Raw genomic sequence first — 19,425 nt, forward strand, 5'->3', positions numbered from 1 at the left:
ATACGATTAAAGATCTGTGACTTATTAACCGGGTTATCAAACATCGCATCGATGTCCGGAGCGCCCGCCAGCAGTGAATTAGCGGCCCCTGGAGTAAGTCGCTGCACGTAAGCGGTATTAATACCGGTTAATGTATCCCCTGCTGATGCTACCGTTAGTAACAGGCTAGTATCAGCGACATCCACCAAGCTGATTCGCCAAGGCTTCTGTACGCTTCCATCACCACTGGCGGTTACGTCATTGATACCTTCAAGTGCTTCCAGCTGACTTTCAATATGATTACGTTTTTGCTGGTCAGTCAGTGCTTTCGGCGTAATACCGTCTGCTTCAACTCCTCGCTCTATCGTCGTAAAGTCAACAACTGCTGTGAGGCTGTTGTAGCTGAAAGTAACGCTATCGCCTGACAGGTCCAATTCATAATCGGCGGTGGATATTTCTGCATCCAGCTGGATAGTATCGTCACTATCGCTACCCTGAAGAATGACAGAATCAGTCTCAATACCCTGGCCACTATCGACCACACGTACATTCGATGAACCCGTTACATTGCCACTTAAGGTTATCGTATATTCATCGCCGCCTTCTGTACCATCCAGAACGGCTTGTTTAGTAAAGTTACCAATGCTGAACTTATCGTTATACGCACTACCGTACAGATAGAAATTATCAAACAGGCTAATGCCGTTACCATTCGCATCGGACTCTATTTCGGTCGGGCGATCTGTGATCAGCTCATAATCACCGTTTGCATCTTCTTGCATACGCTTTTGATCAAAGGTAATCGACAGACTGGTATCGGTGAGTACAAATACGCTATCAGAGATACCGAAAGATTCGATCAATGTATTCTCAGATGTACCTGTTCCGCTATCAATAAAGGTATCAATACCCTCACCACCGGTTACTCGGTTAACACCATCACCTACATCAATTTTATCTTTAAACAAACTACCAACAATCTGGTCATTACCTTCGCCACCGCTGAGGATTAACTCATCAACAACCCGACTCAGCAGTACGTCTTTACCTTCCACAACATCTGGACGGTTAGGCACATTACCTGCCAGCAACGTATCGTCACCCTCACGAGCGTCAATATTAACCTTATCGTTGATATCTTCAGAAACACCGGCATCCAGCGACAGGTTTCTCAAGGTAATGACAACGCCGTCGTTATCCACACCATCATGGGTATGGGTGACCTGCATCACATCAAAGTTGATGGATTCAAGATTCTCAACGCCGCGGTTGATGATCTCATTACCTACGACAAAACGGTCATTCACATTGGTACTGTCTGAACCATAAATACTGATTGAATCAACCGATTCATCCGTAATAATACGTGGGTCCAGGAACCAGTCTTGCGTATTGGTTCTAACCGCTACGCCTTCATCATTAATTTCCCAAACATCTTTCAAAATCTGACGCGGAACCTGACGTTCAATCACCTGGAATGCTGACAGGAATTCGCCGGTACTGTTAGTGCTGGTATCAAAATCAAATACCGCAGCAGTACCACCATCCATCATGGTGGTCCAATCACCACTCTGTTGCAGCTGTTCAACTACCTTCATCAGGCTAACGTTATCGGTTGACGAAACGCCACTGATAGCTTTAGGCGCGCTATCGTAAACAGGCTTGAGTACAAAATTGAAGTAATCTATCACGGGAACTGAAGGATCTACCACATCAAAGCGCAGATGCAGCACGGTATCAGGAGCGCCGCCATCCGGGTCAACAAATTCAGTTACAACAACCTGATCAGCAGCAGGCGTATCGCCTATTGCTGCAATATATCCTGCTACAAGGTTAAAGGCTGAGCCATCAAGTAGGTCGTCATATGTAACCTGCTCAGTTGTTCCGTTATATGTCAGTTCGTAGGTTGCAAAGCCTTCAGGAATACTGAGTTCTTGCTGAATATTTTGTTGGAAGGCATTACTTACCTGAACCGTGGTAGCTCCACCACTGCTGCGAGTAGCAGTGAATTCAAATAACTCATTAGCCCCCAGAGACTGCCCAAGATCGACACGCCAGCCACCGTTCTCGGCGGTGACCGTAATACTACCAGGCAGTACTGTCATGCCAGAGGCTATTAATAGATTTGTAAAGGCTAATGTAACGGCCGCTTCATTCTGCACATCCGTTACCGGAACTGAATTTCCGGCGGTGCTTGGCGTTTTAAGAAATAGCTCAACACCGGTCAAACCGGTCATAGCAGGCACGATAAACTGTTCACTATCCTGCATGGTTTCAGCGGCAGTACGATCGAAGATCAACTCGTCTGACGTCAGGCTATAGGACTGCCATGGCAGTTCAACGGTCAGATCACCCGCCAGCGCACTATAAGCAGCAACCTGCATACCATTTTCACTGGTTGAAAAGCTGATATCCCAGTTACCATTGCCATCATCAACAACCGACACATCACCGATACTGATCGCATCGTTGGTCTCAATATCAGTAATGATCGCTGCAGCATTTGTAGACGTCAGATCAACCGATTGCAGTGTGGCGTAACGTACTTGCCAGCTAACCACCCCGGCATCAGGATCTGTATCCGTTATTGTGACAGTACTTGCCACAACGTTTGTCCGCGCTTCAATCAGAGTTCTTACTTGAGCTTCTGTCAGGCCGGCACTCACACCGTTGTCAACCATCTGCGTGTAGATTTCGACTAATCCACTGCTCTGGTCAAGCGTCAGATCAAACTGTTTGTTAGTGACATTGACGAGAGTCTCGCCCACGTAAGTACTAATATCGGTCGTACTTTCATCAGTTGCTCCGGTATGGGTAATTTCCAGGCTCTGAGCCAGGGCATCATCAAACGTAATCTGCCACTTACTATTAGTGATAGAGACATTTGCCTGACCGAGGCCTATTGCAACAAAAGCAGCATTGATCTTAACCAGATCAGCCGCTTCATCACCAGAAAGATCAATAATCTGGGCGGTACCACCACCGTAACTCAGTGAAGCGGTCGTAATCTGTGACCCAATGGCATGATCAAAGGTATAAACATAAGAACCGACTGGCGTTGGAATTGCGCCAGTAGCCGATTGAAGTGGTCTTTCAAGCTCACTAGGTACAGAGAATACCCAGTTGCTGCCATCATCAGTAACAACGACATTCCGACCGGTCAGTTCTTTAATTAGAGAACTGACATTCAGCAGATCTTCTGCATCCGTTCCGGACAGATCAACGGTCTGATAGCTGCCGTTGTAGAACAGATAATCAGCGTTCTTATCAATGCTGTAGGTAACGGCTTGGGTAGGCGTTACTCGTTCTGAGATCGCCCAGGTAGGCTCGCCATTACTAACCGTCTGTACCAGCTTGATATCTCCAACAGCGGAGAAATCATTCAATATAGCCTGCAGAGCAGCAGTTGCTTTTGAATAATCAGGGTTAGTTGCCAGCTGTGCCTCTGTTACAAAAGCACCAACGCTAGCTAGTGACACGCTTTCAGCACCATACTTCAGCATTGAACCGGTCATCCACTCTGCCCAGTTCAGATTATCACCGGTCAGCAGGGATTCGACGGCAACAACGGGCTCTGTACCATTGAACAGATAATCAATCGTGCCCGCACTGAAACTGGTAGCACGATAGAACGTATCGATAACCTTAGTATCTTCAATACTGTACAGAACACCGTTATGATCCTGCGTCTGATAGCTATAGGCCAATGTATCAATATTAGTACCGGTAAAGCCCCAAGCACCATCAACGTCGGCATACAGGTCTGTCACCGTAATACCGTTGAATGCAGCGTTGGTATCAATAACCGCCTGCACCTGAGAAGCCGTCATCCAGGAATAAACCTGAACCGTATTCGCTGATCCCTGACCGTAATTTATGCCCGCATCATTCTGATAACCGACATATAAGGTAACGCGATCAAGCCCCTGGCCTACTTCAATTTCTTGTGTGCCTGTTGCAGGGTCTGCTGGAATATAGTGACTGATAAGCACGGGCTCACCCGTTGCCGGATCATACTTGTAATCACCCGACGCTAAGCTGGCTCGATAGAAATAATCAGCTTGCAGAGCGTTCAGCCCCGTATTCGCAACCGCGGTGTCAGCCAGAGTCGTAGTGCCGTTATTAGTCAGACTAAACAGCTCATAGTTAGCGTTCGAATCAACATCAAGGCCAATATCGGCCAGATCCAAAATCCAGCGATTTTCATTGCCATAGGTGCCGAGATTCAGATCATCAGCTTTAATCTTCTGACTTTCAGTAAGCCCTAAAGTGGTATTCAAAGCGGCAGCAATTCCTGCTGCGGTATAGCTGGAGACCGTAATATCCTGCCCCATATAGGTCAGGGTGACACTAGAACCTTCCGCCGCATACGGCAAGAACTGCAAGTAGTTATTGGCACGGGAGCCATACTTATTGTTTTCTTCATCACGATCAGCCAGGTACATCATCTCCTGGCTAGAACCGGAATCCACATCGATAGAGGTCAGATCAGTGCCGATAACATCGTCGATCATCAACGTGTCCGCACCATCTTCCATCGCCAGGGTCAACGCTTCTACCCCGGTCAGGGTAATATGATCAAGGGTATCAGTCGTATTACTTACATCAGAAGCTTTAACTACATCCAATGTCTTTGGGGTTAATCCAGGCGCCGAATCAACGGCCAGCACCGCATCGCCGTTGCTATCATAAATATAGACACCCTGATCAGTGGCAACATCATTCTGATCGACAAGCGTTGCACTCAGACGGTCGGTACCGCTACCACCATCAACTGTCAGCGTAGTGCCTGGTTGGTACAACCATTCAACAACATCGTCTCCAGCACCCGCTTTTACGATACCGGAGCTTTCCAGGGCATCAATAACATCGTTACCCATGCCAGCATCAACGTAGTTCGCACCCTTACCGCCATTCAAGCTATCAAAGCCTTTGCCTGCAATAACGGTATCATCGCCATCACCCGTGCTAATAAGATCACCGTGACGGTTCAACAGCACCATGCTTTCAGGATCAAGTGCCTGAGCGGCCAAACCAGCAGGGCTGAGTGTACCGTCAGCCATGTAATAGCTCATCGCCAGCGGCGTACCATCAGTGTTGTAGTAAACACTGATTACTTTGTTATGTAGGTCAGGATCATAGCTACCGTAATAGGTGCCAACACTTACAACGGTGTCATCGGACTTATTGCTGTAAACAATAGCGACGGTTTCATCGCCACCTTCAACATAATCTTTTCCACCATAGCTGAGCAGCACATCTGCGCCACCCATGTTCGCCGCGGACTGAGCTTGCACACCTGCAAGTGCAGTACCCGCTATATTTGGCGCACCGGCAACTGCTGCAGCTGCCTCAGCGGCTGCAATAAAGGCATTAACCTGCCCCAAATCAAGCGTGCTGTCACCGTACATAAAGTCGGTATTGTCGCCACCCATAATGGTATCGCGACCGTTGCCACCAAAGGCACCAAAGAACTGATAGTTATGCTGTTCACCATCCAGGCGCAGACTATCGTTCCCGGAACCACCTTGAGCAATAATCTTCGCCACAATCGCAGCAGATACCTTAATCCGGTCATCATCGGACCCGGCATCAATAATGATATTGCCCGCTATAATGTCGTTAACGCCACCGTTAACGGAAATAATATCGTTACCGCTACCTGAGCTAATAGTGATGCCATTGATAGCATCAGCAACGGTATCTTTGTCATCCAGATTAATCTCTACGAGATCACTGCCACTACCGGTATTCAGGTCGATAGTCTCAACATACTCATCGACACCGCTGATACGATAATGGTCATCACTGGCGGTACCCTGAGTAGTGATCTTTTTGATCTTGCTCGCTTCATACACTTCAACCCGCTGACCAGTACTGACCACCAAGATATCTTTGCCATCAAAGCCACTAAGTCGCGTACTTAACGCACTCAGTTCAGTGGAGGTGTAGTAATCAAAGTCTAGGAACCCCTCTCTGAACAGTGTTTCAATTGTCCAGGTAGAGTGATCTTCATTGTTCAGCTGTTTAACCGTATAAGCGTGTGCACCAGCGGAGTCGTCACCGTGGTATTTCAGCTCCAATATTTCATCAGTAGCGCCCGATATTTGAGCAATATGCTCTGGAGCTGCATGTACACACTCCCATTTAAACTCAGCAAGCAGAACATCAACAAAACGTTCTGTCGCTTCAAAGATCGTGATTTCAGAGAAACCCAGATCGACACCTATCCAGAGGAACACGTCTAGGAAGAGCGTTAGGGTACCGTGAACATCAAACAGACACTGAGGGCCATGACTGATTCTGTCTAACAGCTCAGAGCCATAGAACTTACCATCACCGATCGGGTCGCCATTATCAAACTGCGTTAGTTTATCGTTCAGGTCGAAGCCAATTTTGGCTTCAATACCACCCATAACACCTACTTCAACAAGACCACCCACACCCAATGATGCAATCGCACCCAGCAAGGCTGACAGTACAACCTCATCAAGGTCATTGGCGGTATTCTCCAGACCATGATCATCCAGGTAGAAGCCGTTCATGATGCGCCAGATCTCTGATGTGGCGTAACCTGACTCCTGGAATTCGATAAAGCCGGAGGTATCAAAACCAAAATCAAAGAAGGTCTCAACACCGACGCTACCGATAATACCCACGTTCAAGCCTGGGTATACCGGATAGGTTTTCTTGTAGGTAAACTCAAGATCAAGGTCAGGCAGGTCATACCAGAACAGATCAACCGGCTTACCGGTAATCAGCCCCAGTGCCGTTGCAGGGTCTTCAAGAATGGGCAGACGGAAACGTTTTACAGGGCCTTCAGCCAGCCCTTTCTGATCCGGACCTGCAGCGGCAGTACTCGTTGAACTATTACCCCCTGTTGGACCGGTACGATTGGCTCCAAGCTCACTCTCTGTGGCTTGTGAATTAGGGTCTTCCAAGAAGTTACCCGTCAGATGGAAATCACCGAAAGAGATGATTCCACCAATACTGTCCATCGCATCAATAAACTCGATAGTGCTCTTGATTATCTGAATAACTTTCTTTGCCGTATCAACCGTCTTTGCTGGCAGTTTCAAGTACGCCATGTCGATCATCATCAACTTAGCGATACCTAAATCCAACTCCATTGTCAGCAGGTCAATCACTGGGCGCATAGGCTCAATAATCTCTTTGATGATACTCAGCGACTCACCCAGGAAGCTGCCCATGATCGAGCCAGCATCCAGCTGAACATTACGCAACCAGACATCAGGATCACCCAGTTCAAACGACGCACCGGAATCAGGATTCCAGCTAGCATCTAGAATTTGCTCATACTCAATACCTGTCGACATCGTAGGTAGGAAGTCAAACAGAGTAGAAGCCGTTGCTTGAATATCAGCAGAGGCTATAGCACTGGCATTGATAGACAGCCCCAGCGTTTCACCCAGAGTCAGACGACCATCACCACCACCAGTCAGATCAACCCCAAGATGCCCGGCTAGACTCGCCACACCGGTAAGGTCCATCTGTAGGAAGCCCAGCGTACCGGTAATAGCTCCATTACCTGTATCCAGCTCGGCAACAATATCGACAGCGATCTCTTCACCGCTTTCATTGATACCAGAGGTATCCAGGAATACGCCATCGGTGATGCTCAGGCCAAGGCCCAAGCCCATCAGATAATCCATTGTGGTATTGATATCTTCGTCGATATCCAGCCCTAAGCCAGGCAGACTAGTGAAATTAATCGGTAAACCAACAGGGTCGAGGATTGAATTTACAACCTCAATATTGGTATCACCAACAATCTTCGCGCCCTGGCTATTGTAAACAAACTGCTGATTACCATCCCAGGCAACCAGGTTACCATCGGAATTGTATTCTAAACGGTCACCAATCAGGGTACCGCCAAACATCAGGTTAAAGGTAAGCTCACCATCGGCGTTCAACAGCAACTGAATATCGTCGGCGCTCTGTGGCTGTTTAGTCAGTATTTTGCCGTCTTCGGCGTACTGCTTCTCGCCATTCTCATCCAGAATAGCGGTAACAAAAGAGAGGTACTTGTTGTCTATACCTTTCAAGCCCTCAAAGAGTTCCTGGCGTAAAGCACCCAGAATCACACTGGAAACCTGCGTTTCATTATTATCGACCATGTCTTGCAGAATATTCTGCAAACCACCATCGCTGCCGGTACCCATCACCGATGTGCGCATATCACGCAGACTTTCGGCCATAGAGACGAACTGCTCACCGCCGATCAGTGGTATTTCAATTGAGGCAATGGAGTCAGCTAGATCGTCGATACCATCGAAGAATCCACCTAGGCCATCGAGCAGGTTCTGCGGATTATCCAACCACTGCAACAGACCAAAGCCACCAAAGCCCGGCTTAACAACCATCAGGTCATCGGTAGTGAAACCACCGGTATTACTGACACCAAAACCAAACGAGGCGTGCAGCAGGTTGTCTGCATAACCATCACCGTTGAAATCACCTTCGGTACCACCCATTGGCAAGAAGCCAACGCCAGCATCAGTAATTCCTAAGAAGATGGGTAGGTCAATCGTCGCTTCGCCGGTTGCGGATGCGTTGAACGCTGCGCCACTCAGCTGTCTTAAGCTGTAACGCCCATCACTACTGGCATTTAAGCCAACATTCGCATTAGCAGATGCGAGCGCTGCACCACCGGCAATAACAAAACCGATATCAGGAATAGCGCCTGGCATATCGATGGTCGCCTGAGCATTCAGGTTATTACCCGAGATACTGGCATCAAGATTAATACCGGTATTGTCACCTAGATAGATATAGCTCTGGATATCGGTAGCGCTGTCACCAATAAACGCTTTTGCATACTCTTTGAAGGCAACCTGGAAGTCGAAAGCCATATCCAGCTCAGCATCAACCGCCAACTCTCCGTCAGCACTGATATTTATCGCATTCGCCAGATCGCCAAGCCCCAGATCATCCAGCCCCAGGTCCGCAAGGTCTAAATCGAAAGGTAGAGATAGCGAACCAAGAATGTCATCCAAATTCAGATTGAAATCAAAATCTATATCAAGATTAAAGCCATCCCAGCCCAGATCGAAGCTAGGTAGATTCAACGTTGGCCAGGTCGGCATTAACCCAGCTAGCTGGTCATTCAACCAGACCTCGAGCCCTTGCAAACCAATATCTGCATTAAAGCCATCAAGCAGGCCTCGCAGATCCGCAAACATATCCTCAATACCATCAATACCCGGCAACTGGCCAAAAATATCATCCAGCGACAGATCAATGCCTGGAATCTTCAGGTTAAAGTCAAAGTTATCTACCAGGAAGCCAAGGCCATTACTTAGCATCGACAACAGTTGTTCGATACTAATATTACTCAGATCCAGGATGTCTGAAAGATCTGGGAGTTCCCAGTCCATATTCAGCGCAAAGAAATCGGCTAAATCAGACAAGCTACCCAGCGAAGGAAGAGTTGGTGTAGACAGTGAGATAACCGGTAGAGAGGGCAGATCGATACCCAGAGCGGTAGTATCAACCACCACTGGCAGGTCAGCTGTAACACCCGTTGCTGTGTCTATTTCCAGGCTTAGCAGCGTCTGCAGTGTCGCGGATGAAAGCACACCACTACTGACAATACCGTCAGTCGATAACGCAAGCCCAAGATCTAGCGCTAGCACGCCCTTAGGATCTCCAGCATCTGGCCCGCCAATAGCAGCTTTAATCAGGCCAAGATCCATTCCCGCATAGAGCTCGTCATCGAAGATCGATACATCGAAGCTTAATGCAGGGTCCGCAATATAATATTCCGGGGTTGTCTGAGAGGTTGCCTCAACGACGCCCACCGCAAAAGCCATGCCTGCGGTTGCGGTCACATTTGGAGACAGGTCTACATCTAAACCAGGAATCTCACTTAGCGTAGATCCCAGGTCCAAACCTAGTGACTGGGTGGTTGATGCCAGCTCGAAACTAGTACCCACCTCAAGCAGACGGGTATTGGGGGTAATACTGAACAGTTTATTTCCGGTTACCAAGCCATCATCGGTAAGCTCCAGCAACGTATCAGTATCAGAATCATTAGTATCGTTTGCTGTAAGGTCACCTAACCAAAACGCACTCTTCATCGCAGCAATACGAAGATCCAGCTCAGCAACAATCGTTGCTTTCAGCGTTGCAATCACCGCGTCAGCATCTGCCGCTCCTGGGGATAACAGATCACCCAGCGTGTCATTGCCATTGCCAAGCAGAGGCACTTGAAAATTAAGAATACCGGTCAGATCAGTCAGCGTTGCGGTATTCTCAACAACTGCTTTAAGCGCTTCCAGGCCGGCAATCAACTGATCTTGCATATCTGCAGTCAGTGTTACATTTGCTTGTTCTAGCGTATCGGTGTCTTTCAGACCGGTAAATTTTTCTACGTTAAAGCCCTGAGAGCGGGTATCACCACCCGTTGCAGCGGCCAGATCAATCTTGTTTTCTGCTGCGCCCACTCCACCATCAGAGATACTGATCGCATTTTTAACAGCAGCATCAATATCGATAGCATTAGCGTTCTGGCGACCGATATTAACCGTAATATTTTCAGCAACGCCGGCAAAATCTAGTACATCTTTGCCTTCATCCAGAGCTTCTTCGATGTCATCCTGGCCCCAACCAGAACCAAACAGGTAGGTATCATCGCCGTCACCGCCCCGTAGGGTATCGTTATCGGCGCCGCCAACCAGCACATCGTTACCAAGCCCTCCTTCGATGATATCTGCACCATCACCACCCTCAAGGCGGTTGGCATTGTCATCACCTATTAATTGGTCAGCACCGCCGCCGCCTATAAGATTGACAATATTGCTAAGTTTAGCGATTAGATTGCCAGTATCACTATCTTTATAGGCCGAGCTAAAGGTATTACCCGCATCTAGCACAGATAGATCAACATACAGATCAACACTACTGAAATTATCGAAACTTACGGTGTTATTACCGGTTCCGCCATCAATTGTGTGCTCGTTACCGGTAGCATCCGTCCAACGACCGACAAAGAAAGTATTGTCCTGATCATCACCTGTCAGGGTGTCTCCACCGGTAGTATCAGAACCATAAACATCCCGAATACCAGTAATAACCCCAAAGCCAGTAGCATCATCTGCCGACAGATCAACCGTTACGGCAGTCTTATAACCGTTACTACCATCTGTACCGTTGTAGTAATCAAGCGTATTAACGCCAGTGCCGGTATCAAGGTCGCCATTAAATAGAGTGCCTGAGGTTACAGTAACCGTATCGTCTCCACCGCCGGTCTTGATATCCCAGTTAGCATCCGCCCCTGAGATATTTATCTTATTTTTTGTTGCGAGTGGCAGCTCAACAGCGACAGAAACATTAGTACCTGTTCCTGAAGAGGGCGCTGTAAAAGTAACCTGAAGATCTTTCTTGATAGCAGACAGATCAAGAATATTATTGCCGTCGTTATCGGTAATAGTATCGGTTTTACCCAGCCCTAAGCTCACCCAGCTGGAGTCTTCCGTATAAGTATCATCATTCAACCCACCCTGCATATCATCGGCGCCACTACCGCCGATCAGAGTATCGTTACCAGCACCACCGGTCATTACATCATCACCGGCACCACCTTTCAGCATATCAACGCCGCCGTTGCCACTGATAGTATCTACTTCATCTCCGCCATCAATCGTATTGGCCAGGTCATCGCCTGTCAGGGTATCGGCGTAATCACTACCGATTAGATCGTTAACCTTAGCGATCGTACCAATCAGAGTGCCTGCAGCAGTAGTCGCGCCATTAGCAACAGTAGATAGATCAACTGTCACAGCAGACGCATATTTAGAGAAATCTAATACAGCAGAACCGGCGCCCGTATAGCCCGTCAAAGTACCCGGCAGCGTTGCAGCCCCCTTGAAAATAAAGGTATTTTCCCCGGTACCACCGGTAATATTTTCAATACCCGTCGCAATAACTTTGTACTGTTTACCACTCACAACAGTAGTCACAGTTACCGTGGTCACACCAGCGCTTTCAGTCAAAGTGAAGACCAGATCGCTAGTTACCGCTGAAAAGTTAAGCGTTCCACTCTTACCAACAGCCGTGTTGGTATCATCAATGGTAATTTTATTGGCGTAATAGGTTTTACCAGACGCGGTACCCTTGCCCCAATTATTAGCAAAGGTATAACTATTATTACCTTCACCGCCGATCAGTGTTTCAATATATGGAAAGCTATCTGTGGCCGCCGTTAGGGTGTTCGCCCCTCCCGTTACGGTTAAGGCCGCAGAACTAATCGCCAGCGTCAAGTCACTGGTAGTCGCAGTAATGGCGCCGACAACCGGTGAGGTTTGCGCATCCATTCCGGCAAAGCTGATAGTATCGCTACCCTCTTTACGCAGTTCCGTTATGGTATCCGTACCCCAAGCATCAGAAACGTAGTAAGTATCATCGCCTTGGTTACCAATCAACGCATCAACACCTCCGGCACCGGTAATAATATCGTTACCTTTACCTCCGGATAGCGTATCAGCGCTCGCATCTCCGATCAGGTAATCATTGCCACCCATTCCCGACAAGGTAGTTCCGCCCGTAGCAACATCTAGCAGATCCTGCTTTGCACTACCGACAACTTCAAATACACCGCTGCCCGCGGCCGTGAGCGTTCCAGTAACACCCGGAATAGTCGCAAAATTAATCAGATCGACTGTCTGATTAAATTTACTGTAATCAAGAACATTGGTGCCGGCACCACCGGTGAGGTTACCTGGCAGGTTCGCTCCAGCCTCAAAGATAAAGTAGTTGGTTCCCGTACCTGCGATAATATTATCAACAAATTCAATAATGGCACGATGTCCACCAGTACGAGTGGCTACATCTGCCACCTCAACCGTACCGTTCTTCTTTATTGTGAAATAAAGGTCAGTAGAAACAGCGGCAAAGTTGATATCTACGGTCGCACCGGCAATTGCATCAACGACTATTTTAGTCGCCCAGTTGTTAGCAAACGTAAAGGTATTAGTACCCTTACCCGCTACCAACTTTTCAATATTATCTACACTAGAAAGCGTCTGCCCACTACCCGTAACAGTAATACCGGTACTGGCAATCGAATAATTCAACGCTGACGTAATAGTCTGAAAACTTAGCGCATCAGAACCGCCATTCAGCAGTTCTGTAATGGTATCTCCACCCCAGGCGGCTCCTGAGAAATAGTAGGTATCATCACCGGCTCCGCCGATCAGCGTATCCGCGCCGTCACCACCGTATAGGTCATCGGCACCCAAACCACCAGTCAGATGATCAGCGCTATCACCACCCCGCAGAATATCATCGCCCTTACCGCCAACAGCCTGCTGAATGTTTTTCACTCCACCCACAGCAAAGCCATCGATAGAAGAAGCACGACCCGTTGTATCTAACGTACCGACAGAAAAATCAATCGCAGCGTCACTGGTATACGCATTAGACGTAGAGGTGTATTTCAAGATGTTAGTACCCAGCCCTCCATCGATGTAACCCTTGAGAGTTGCGCCTTTCTCAACGATGAAAGTATCGCCCTGCTTACCACCAATAATATTTTCTACATTAGTTGCCGATATTTTCACGCCAGAGGCGTTACTAACATCAATCCGATTACCGGATTTTATTGTAATCGTCAGTGCTTCATTTATTGCCGACAGATCAAGAGTATCGTTACCAGCTGCTTTACTTTCAGTCACAGTAATTTTGGCAGTTGGCAGAGTTGTAGAGGTGATTTTATATACATCATCACCTTTCAGACCTGTAGCCGTACCACTAATCAGTTGAACAGTATCATTACCATCGGTCCCTGTTGTATCCAGAGAGTCCAGCATTGCAGCACTGATAAAGGCAGACGTTTCAACCTGACCGACTGACTGCTCAAGATCCCAGTCAGCACCCTTAGCATTACCGGTTTCATCATTTGATGCAGCTACATCTGCACCAGTCAGCACAGCAAGCTGTTCAATGAAAGCCATACCCTCGGCATCGCCAGCAACGTCACAGCCATACAGCAATAGATCGCCATCGGCTGCCAAGGCATTACCCCAACGCTTTAGCTGCTGTTGGTTTTGACGTAGCTGCTGGTTATTCAACTGAGTATTACCCAGGAACAAAGCACCCGCCGAGCCATGGCTTAGCAAGTGAATCGCAGCAACATCATTGAAATAATCGAGAATTGAACTGATCTGCTCAACACCGTCTTGTTCAGCATTCAATACGAACACTTTTACATCACGTTCAGCGTTAAAACGGATCTGCTCTTCGATAGAAAGCCCTACCAGTCCTACAGCAGTCTGCTCTGAATCTGCGCTTTCAGCGGCGGGGGAAGCCGTCAGCTGCAGAGAAGAGCCTCCATTATTTACCGTATTAACAACATTCTGAACATCGCTGTCAGAATTGGCAAAGAGTTCATTAATAACGGATTCCAGCTGGGGGACGGCTGCATCCAGTATAATAATTTCTTTAGTGACACTCTGTTGCATAAGGTGCAGTAACTCGGGAGAGAGCTCTGTAACTTCAACAGTCACCTCAGCTTCAGTCACTACACTATCTAGAGCGCCTTCTGTTTCAGCAACCAAGCTTTCAGCTAAACGGGTGAGGGAGTTATCAACCGCGATAGTCTGGGGTTCAAATTCACCGGCACTGATAGTATCTAACTGCAGTTCCGAGGCGATAACCTCAGCACCCTCCGGTTGCTGCAAATCATTCGCAGTAATGCCTAGATCAGCCGATAAAAGAATCCGATTTTCCAGCGCTTCAAGCTGAAGATTCTGTTTTTTCTTAGACGCCTTACGCGCCTTTTTACCCTTACCAAAGAACTTACTCATAGCAACGCCCCCGCGTTAAATACAACTGCTATGCTCTTACCTGGAATCAAGTAAAAACAGAGAAAAACAGAGAAAAACAGAGAAAACACCGACTTAGCCTTCAAGCCAGTTGTTTACAAGAACCAGATCATCCTGAGTTAATACGCCAACCAGCGCCTTCAGGCGCAGTCCGTTAATCAGATAATCATATTTGGCACGAGACAAGTCCCGTTTTGCGGAATACAGATCCCTTTCAGCGTCCAAGACACTGATAGCGGTCTCAAGACGCGCATCATATGCGGCCCGACGCAAATCAAGTGTCGCCTGCTGAGCCTCAACTGACTTATTCAAAGCTTTAACACGCTTCACGGCATTCACTACACCCCAATAAGTTTCCCGGGATTGACGTCGTGACTCACGTAAGATACGAGTTAACTCTTCCTCAGCACTATGATAGCGGGCAACAGCCTCACGCTTACTGGAACTAACAGATCCACCCGAATAGATCGGAAGATTAAACTTCAGCATCAACTCTTGAGTCTCGATCTCATTTGCACCACCAAAAAGCCCCTGTCCGGTATCAGCATCATTAATTCGAAACACTGCATCCAGAGTAGGATAGTGACCGGCCCCTTGGCGCTTAACCTCTTGCCGCGCAACATCCACTGCTTCTCGCTGAGTAACCAGCGAGGGGTTATTCTTCATTGCGTTTTCTAACCACTGCTTCTCTTCAGCAGGAACAGGTAAAACCAGATCAATTTCAGCTTGCAACGCAGCAAGGCTGCTCACATCGGTCCCTGTCATCTCATAAAGCGCTTCATAAGCATCTCTCTGAGCAACATCCGCCTCGGCATAATCCGCTTCAACTGAAGCCACTCGAGCTTCAGCATCATAGCGGTCAACCTTACGACCGACAGCAGCACTCTCACGCCCCTTCGCTTGCTTTAAATGCTGACGCGCAGCACTTAACTCTGAATTAAGAAAATCCAGTTCATCTTGAGAGGCCAACGCTTCCAGATAAGCTTCAGACACGCGCAACATCAAACCCTGTTGAGCATTAATCAATTCAGCGTCTGCTTGACGTAATTCAGTTTTAGCCTGTCCAATACGAATATAATTGGCATAACGGAAGATAGGCTGAGTAACAGTAAGCGCCCAGGTAGTAACCGGGTAATCAGCTTCCTTACCGTTAAAAACAACGTTTTCGCTACTCACTACCGTTTCAGTAGTCTCAACCTGGTCATAAGTGAAATTAACTTCAGGCCGATATCCAGACCAAGCTTGGGTGATAATTTCTTGACTGGCCTGGTGATCGAACTGAGCCGATCGTAACTGAGGATCGCCTTCTAAGGCTGCTTTATAGAGTTGTACGAGATCTTCGGCGTGTAACGGCGCCGAACAAAGCAAAGCAGAACAAAAAACCGTATTCGCCAGAATACGGATTAATTTATTATTAACCATGTCATCCCCCCAACCTCATCCTAAGGCATCTCTCACCAGCAACCTTGCAGGAGAGCCAATATCCGTATTAATTCATATTTATAGTTATGTAGAACTACAGCATATATTACTTCTATTAAGAAGCCATTATGTTCAAAAAACAAGCAATATTCAAACAATAAGGCACGTCTGTACCACGCTTTTAACGGATTACAAAACAAATTGATATAAAACAAGACATTACAAAAAAAATCAATAAAAACAACAAATTAAACATATCTAATATATGGTACTTATAGACCATGCCGCTAAAAAAAAACTAATGAATCATACAAAAGTATGACCAATCTCATCTAATAGCAGCCACCAGTGATTATTTTTTAACCAGTTGTAATCAACCCTCCTGACACTACCTAAAGCAAAAAAGGCGGGGACCATCATCGATGATACCCGCCCTAAAACTAACTAATCCTAAGAAGAAGAACTTCTATACTATGACTTATGCGAAGCTTTACCCCGCAACTTCTTCAGTTTACGTTTTTTAGCTCTATTACTCAGACCTTTCGATTGCTTCTTGGATAAGCGGATCACTTCCAGCTCAGCCTCACTTAATCGGGTTTTTCCAGCATGCTCAGGCTTTGCCTCGGGCCGCTGCCGGGAACCATGCTCTGATTTTGCCTCAGGACTCCGCTTTCGGGGAGATTTTCCTGTGGCCGGCTTATTGCCAGCAGACTTATTATCAGATGCCTTTCCCCAGGGAGATTCTGAGTCAGTCCGCTTACGGGAGGTTGTCGCTTTAGCCTGCGGCCTGCCTGACTCCGGCTTTGCCCGCCCGGGCTTACGTCCCTGCTGACTTTCCAGTTCGGCCATCTGAATCTTACCTTTACGCAACATCTCCCGCTTACTGAGCCGCTTAACCTCACCATCGGTGCCCGCTGTTTGCTTATCCGCAGCATTTAACTGTTTAACCAGTTCGAAGTCGATCTTCCGGTCATCCAGATCTACCCGGACTACCTGCACCTGAACCCGATCACCGAGGCGGAAGGATTTACCGGTTCTTTCACCCTGTAGCCGCTGGCGTGGGGCATCAAACTGATAATAATCACCCGGCAACGCGGAAATATGAATCAAGCCTTCAACATAAACCTCTTCCAGCTCGACAAAGACACCGAAACCAGTCACAGCAGAGATAACACCAGCGAACTCATCGCCGACGCAATCCTGCATATATTCACACTTCAACCAGGCCATCACATCCCGGGTCGCATCATCCGCCCGACGCTCAGTCATAGAGCAGTGCTCACCCAACTCAACCATCTGCTCCATCGTGTAACCATAAAGGAACTTTTTATTAGACAGAAAATCCTCAGGCCGAACTAGGTGACGACTGTCGTTGCCGGAGTGAATTAGGCCACGAATAGCCCGGTGCACAATCAGATCGGGGTAGCGGCGAATCGGTGAAGTAAAGTGGGTATAAGCAGGATAGTTCAGACCAAAGTGCCCTTTATGCTCAGGACTATAAACCGCTTGGGACATGGAGCGTAGCATCATAATCTGGATAACATGCTTATCCATCCGCCCTTCCAGCGACTCCGTCAGCGCCTGATAATCCTGTGGTGTCGGCTCTTCACCGCCCCCCAGACTTAATCCCAACGGCCCCAGATAGGTCCGCAAATTAATTAATTTAGATTCTTTAGGCCCATCATGTACCCGGAACAGTGCTGGCTGCTTCAGTTTTTGCAACATCTTTGCTGAAGCCACGTTGGCACACAGCATGCACTCTTCAATAATTTTATGAGCATCGTTGCGCACCACTGGAATGATCTTTTCGATCTTGCGCTCTTCACTAAAGACTATGCGCGTCTCGGTGGTATCAAAGTCGATCGCACCCCGCTCCTCTCTCGCTTTTCGCAAAGCGCAGTAAAGATCGTTCAGATGTTCGATATGCGGCAGTACTCCGGAATACTGCTGACGCATCTCTTTACCGAAATCAGAATCCGGCTCCTGCAACATCGCACCAACCTTAGTGTAAGTCAGCCGAGCTTTTGAGCGAATAACCGCCTCATAAAACTGATAGCCGCTCATATTACCGCTGGCACTGATGGTCATCTCACACACCATCGCCAGACGGTTAACATCAGGATTCAGGGAGCAGAGACCGTTAGACAGCATCTCCGGCAGCATCGGCACCACAAACTCTGGAAAATAGACAGAATTACCCCGACGATGGGCTTCAATATCCAGCTCACTGGCAGGATTTACATAAGCTGAAACATCCGCGATAGCAACCCAGAGACGCCAACCACCGGAGCGCTTCGGCTCACAGTAAACAGCGTCATCAAAATCCTTTGCATCTTCACCATCAATCGTAACTAAGGCCAGCTCTCTCAGATCAACCCGGTTCTTAACTGAAGAATCTTCCACTTCAGGGCCAAACTCACTGACCTCCTGGCGTATCCCGTCGGTCCATTCATTAGGAATATCATAGTTATGGATGGCAACCTTAATCTCCATCCCTGCTGCCATATGATCACCCAGCACTTCGGTAACCCGGGCAGTCGCCTTGGCTCGCTTAGAAGGCGGCGTGATCAACTCGACCACCACCAACTGCCCCTGTTTATATTTCAGCTTACTATCTGGATCTGGCATTATCTGAATATCATTGGTGATCCGCTGGTTCTCCGGGGTCATATAACCGAAACCACCCTGTCCCTGAAAACGCCCCACCAACTTACGGGTTTTGCGTTCAAGCACCTCAACGATAGCTCCCTCTGTACGCCCCTTACGATCCTGACCCGTCGCACGAACCAGCACCCGGTCGCCATCAAAAACCTGACGCATCTCCCGGGCAGAAAGGAAGATATCATCTCCCGCCTCATCCGGAATCAGAAAACCAAAACCATCCCGATGCCCCATAATACGGCCCGCAACCAGGTCTAGCTTACTCAGCAGTACATACTGAGCTTTGCGGTTGCGCATCAACTGACCATCCCGTTCCATCGCTCTCAGACGGCGACGCAGTGCTTCAGAGCTATCTTCATCACCAATATCCAGCAATTTTTCCAACTGCGGACGAGTCAGCGGTTCACCCTGCTCATCCAGCAACTGCATAATCAGCTCCCGGCTAGCGATGGGGCGTTCGTATTTATCCGCTTCGCGGACAGCATGGGGATCTTCAGAAAAGTTTTTGGGATCAGACATT

The 19,425-nt window shown here is 47.9% G+C and carries 3 protein-coding genes (1 of these 3 cut by a window edge); all 3 read right to left on the bottom strand.

Annotation, left to right across the window (positions count from 1 at the left end; translation table 11 throughout):
• On the bottom strand, nucleotides 1–14,804 hold the 5' portion of the coding sequence (locus tag QZZ54_RS09275) for a DUF4347 domain-containing protein (protein ID WP_290702007.1). 14,893 nt of this gene lie to the left of the window's left edge; the window shows 14,804 of its 29,697 coding nt (coding positions 1–14,804); it begins with the start codon at nucleotides 14,802–14,804; its stop codon lies beyond the left edge, outside the window.
• Between the two features lie 93 nt (nucleotides 14,805–14,897).
• Complete coding sequence (locus QZZ54_RS09280) at nucleotides 14,898–16,244, bottom strand: TolC family outer membrane protein (protein ID WP_290702010.1); 1,347 nt, start codon at nucleotides 16,242–16,244, stop codon at nucleotides 14,898–14,900.
• 471 nt (nucleotides 16,245–16,715) lie between these two features.
• On the bottom strand, nucleotides 16,716–19,424 hold the full coding sequence (gene rnr, locus QZZ54_RS09285; RefSeq protein WP_290702013.1) for a ribonuclease R: 2,709 nt from the start codon (nucleotides 19,422–19,424) through the stop codon (nucleotides 16,716–16,718).
• Nucleotide 19,425: the final 1 nt, after the last annotated feature.

This window comes from Amphritea sp. (assembly GCF_016744155.1).
Lineage (GTDB): Bacteria > Pseudomonadota > Gammaproteobacteria > Pseudomonadales > Balneatricaceae > Amphritea.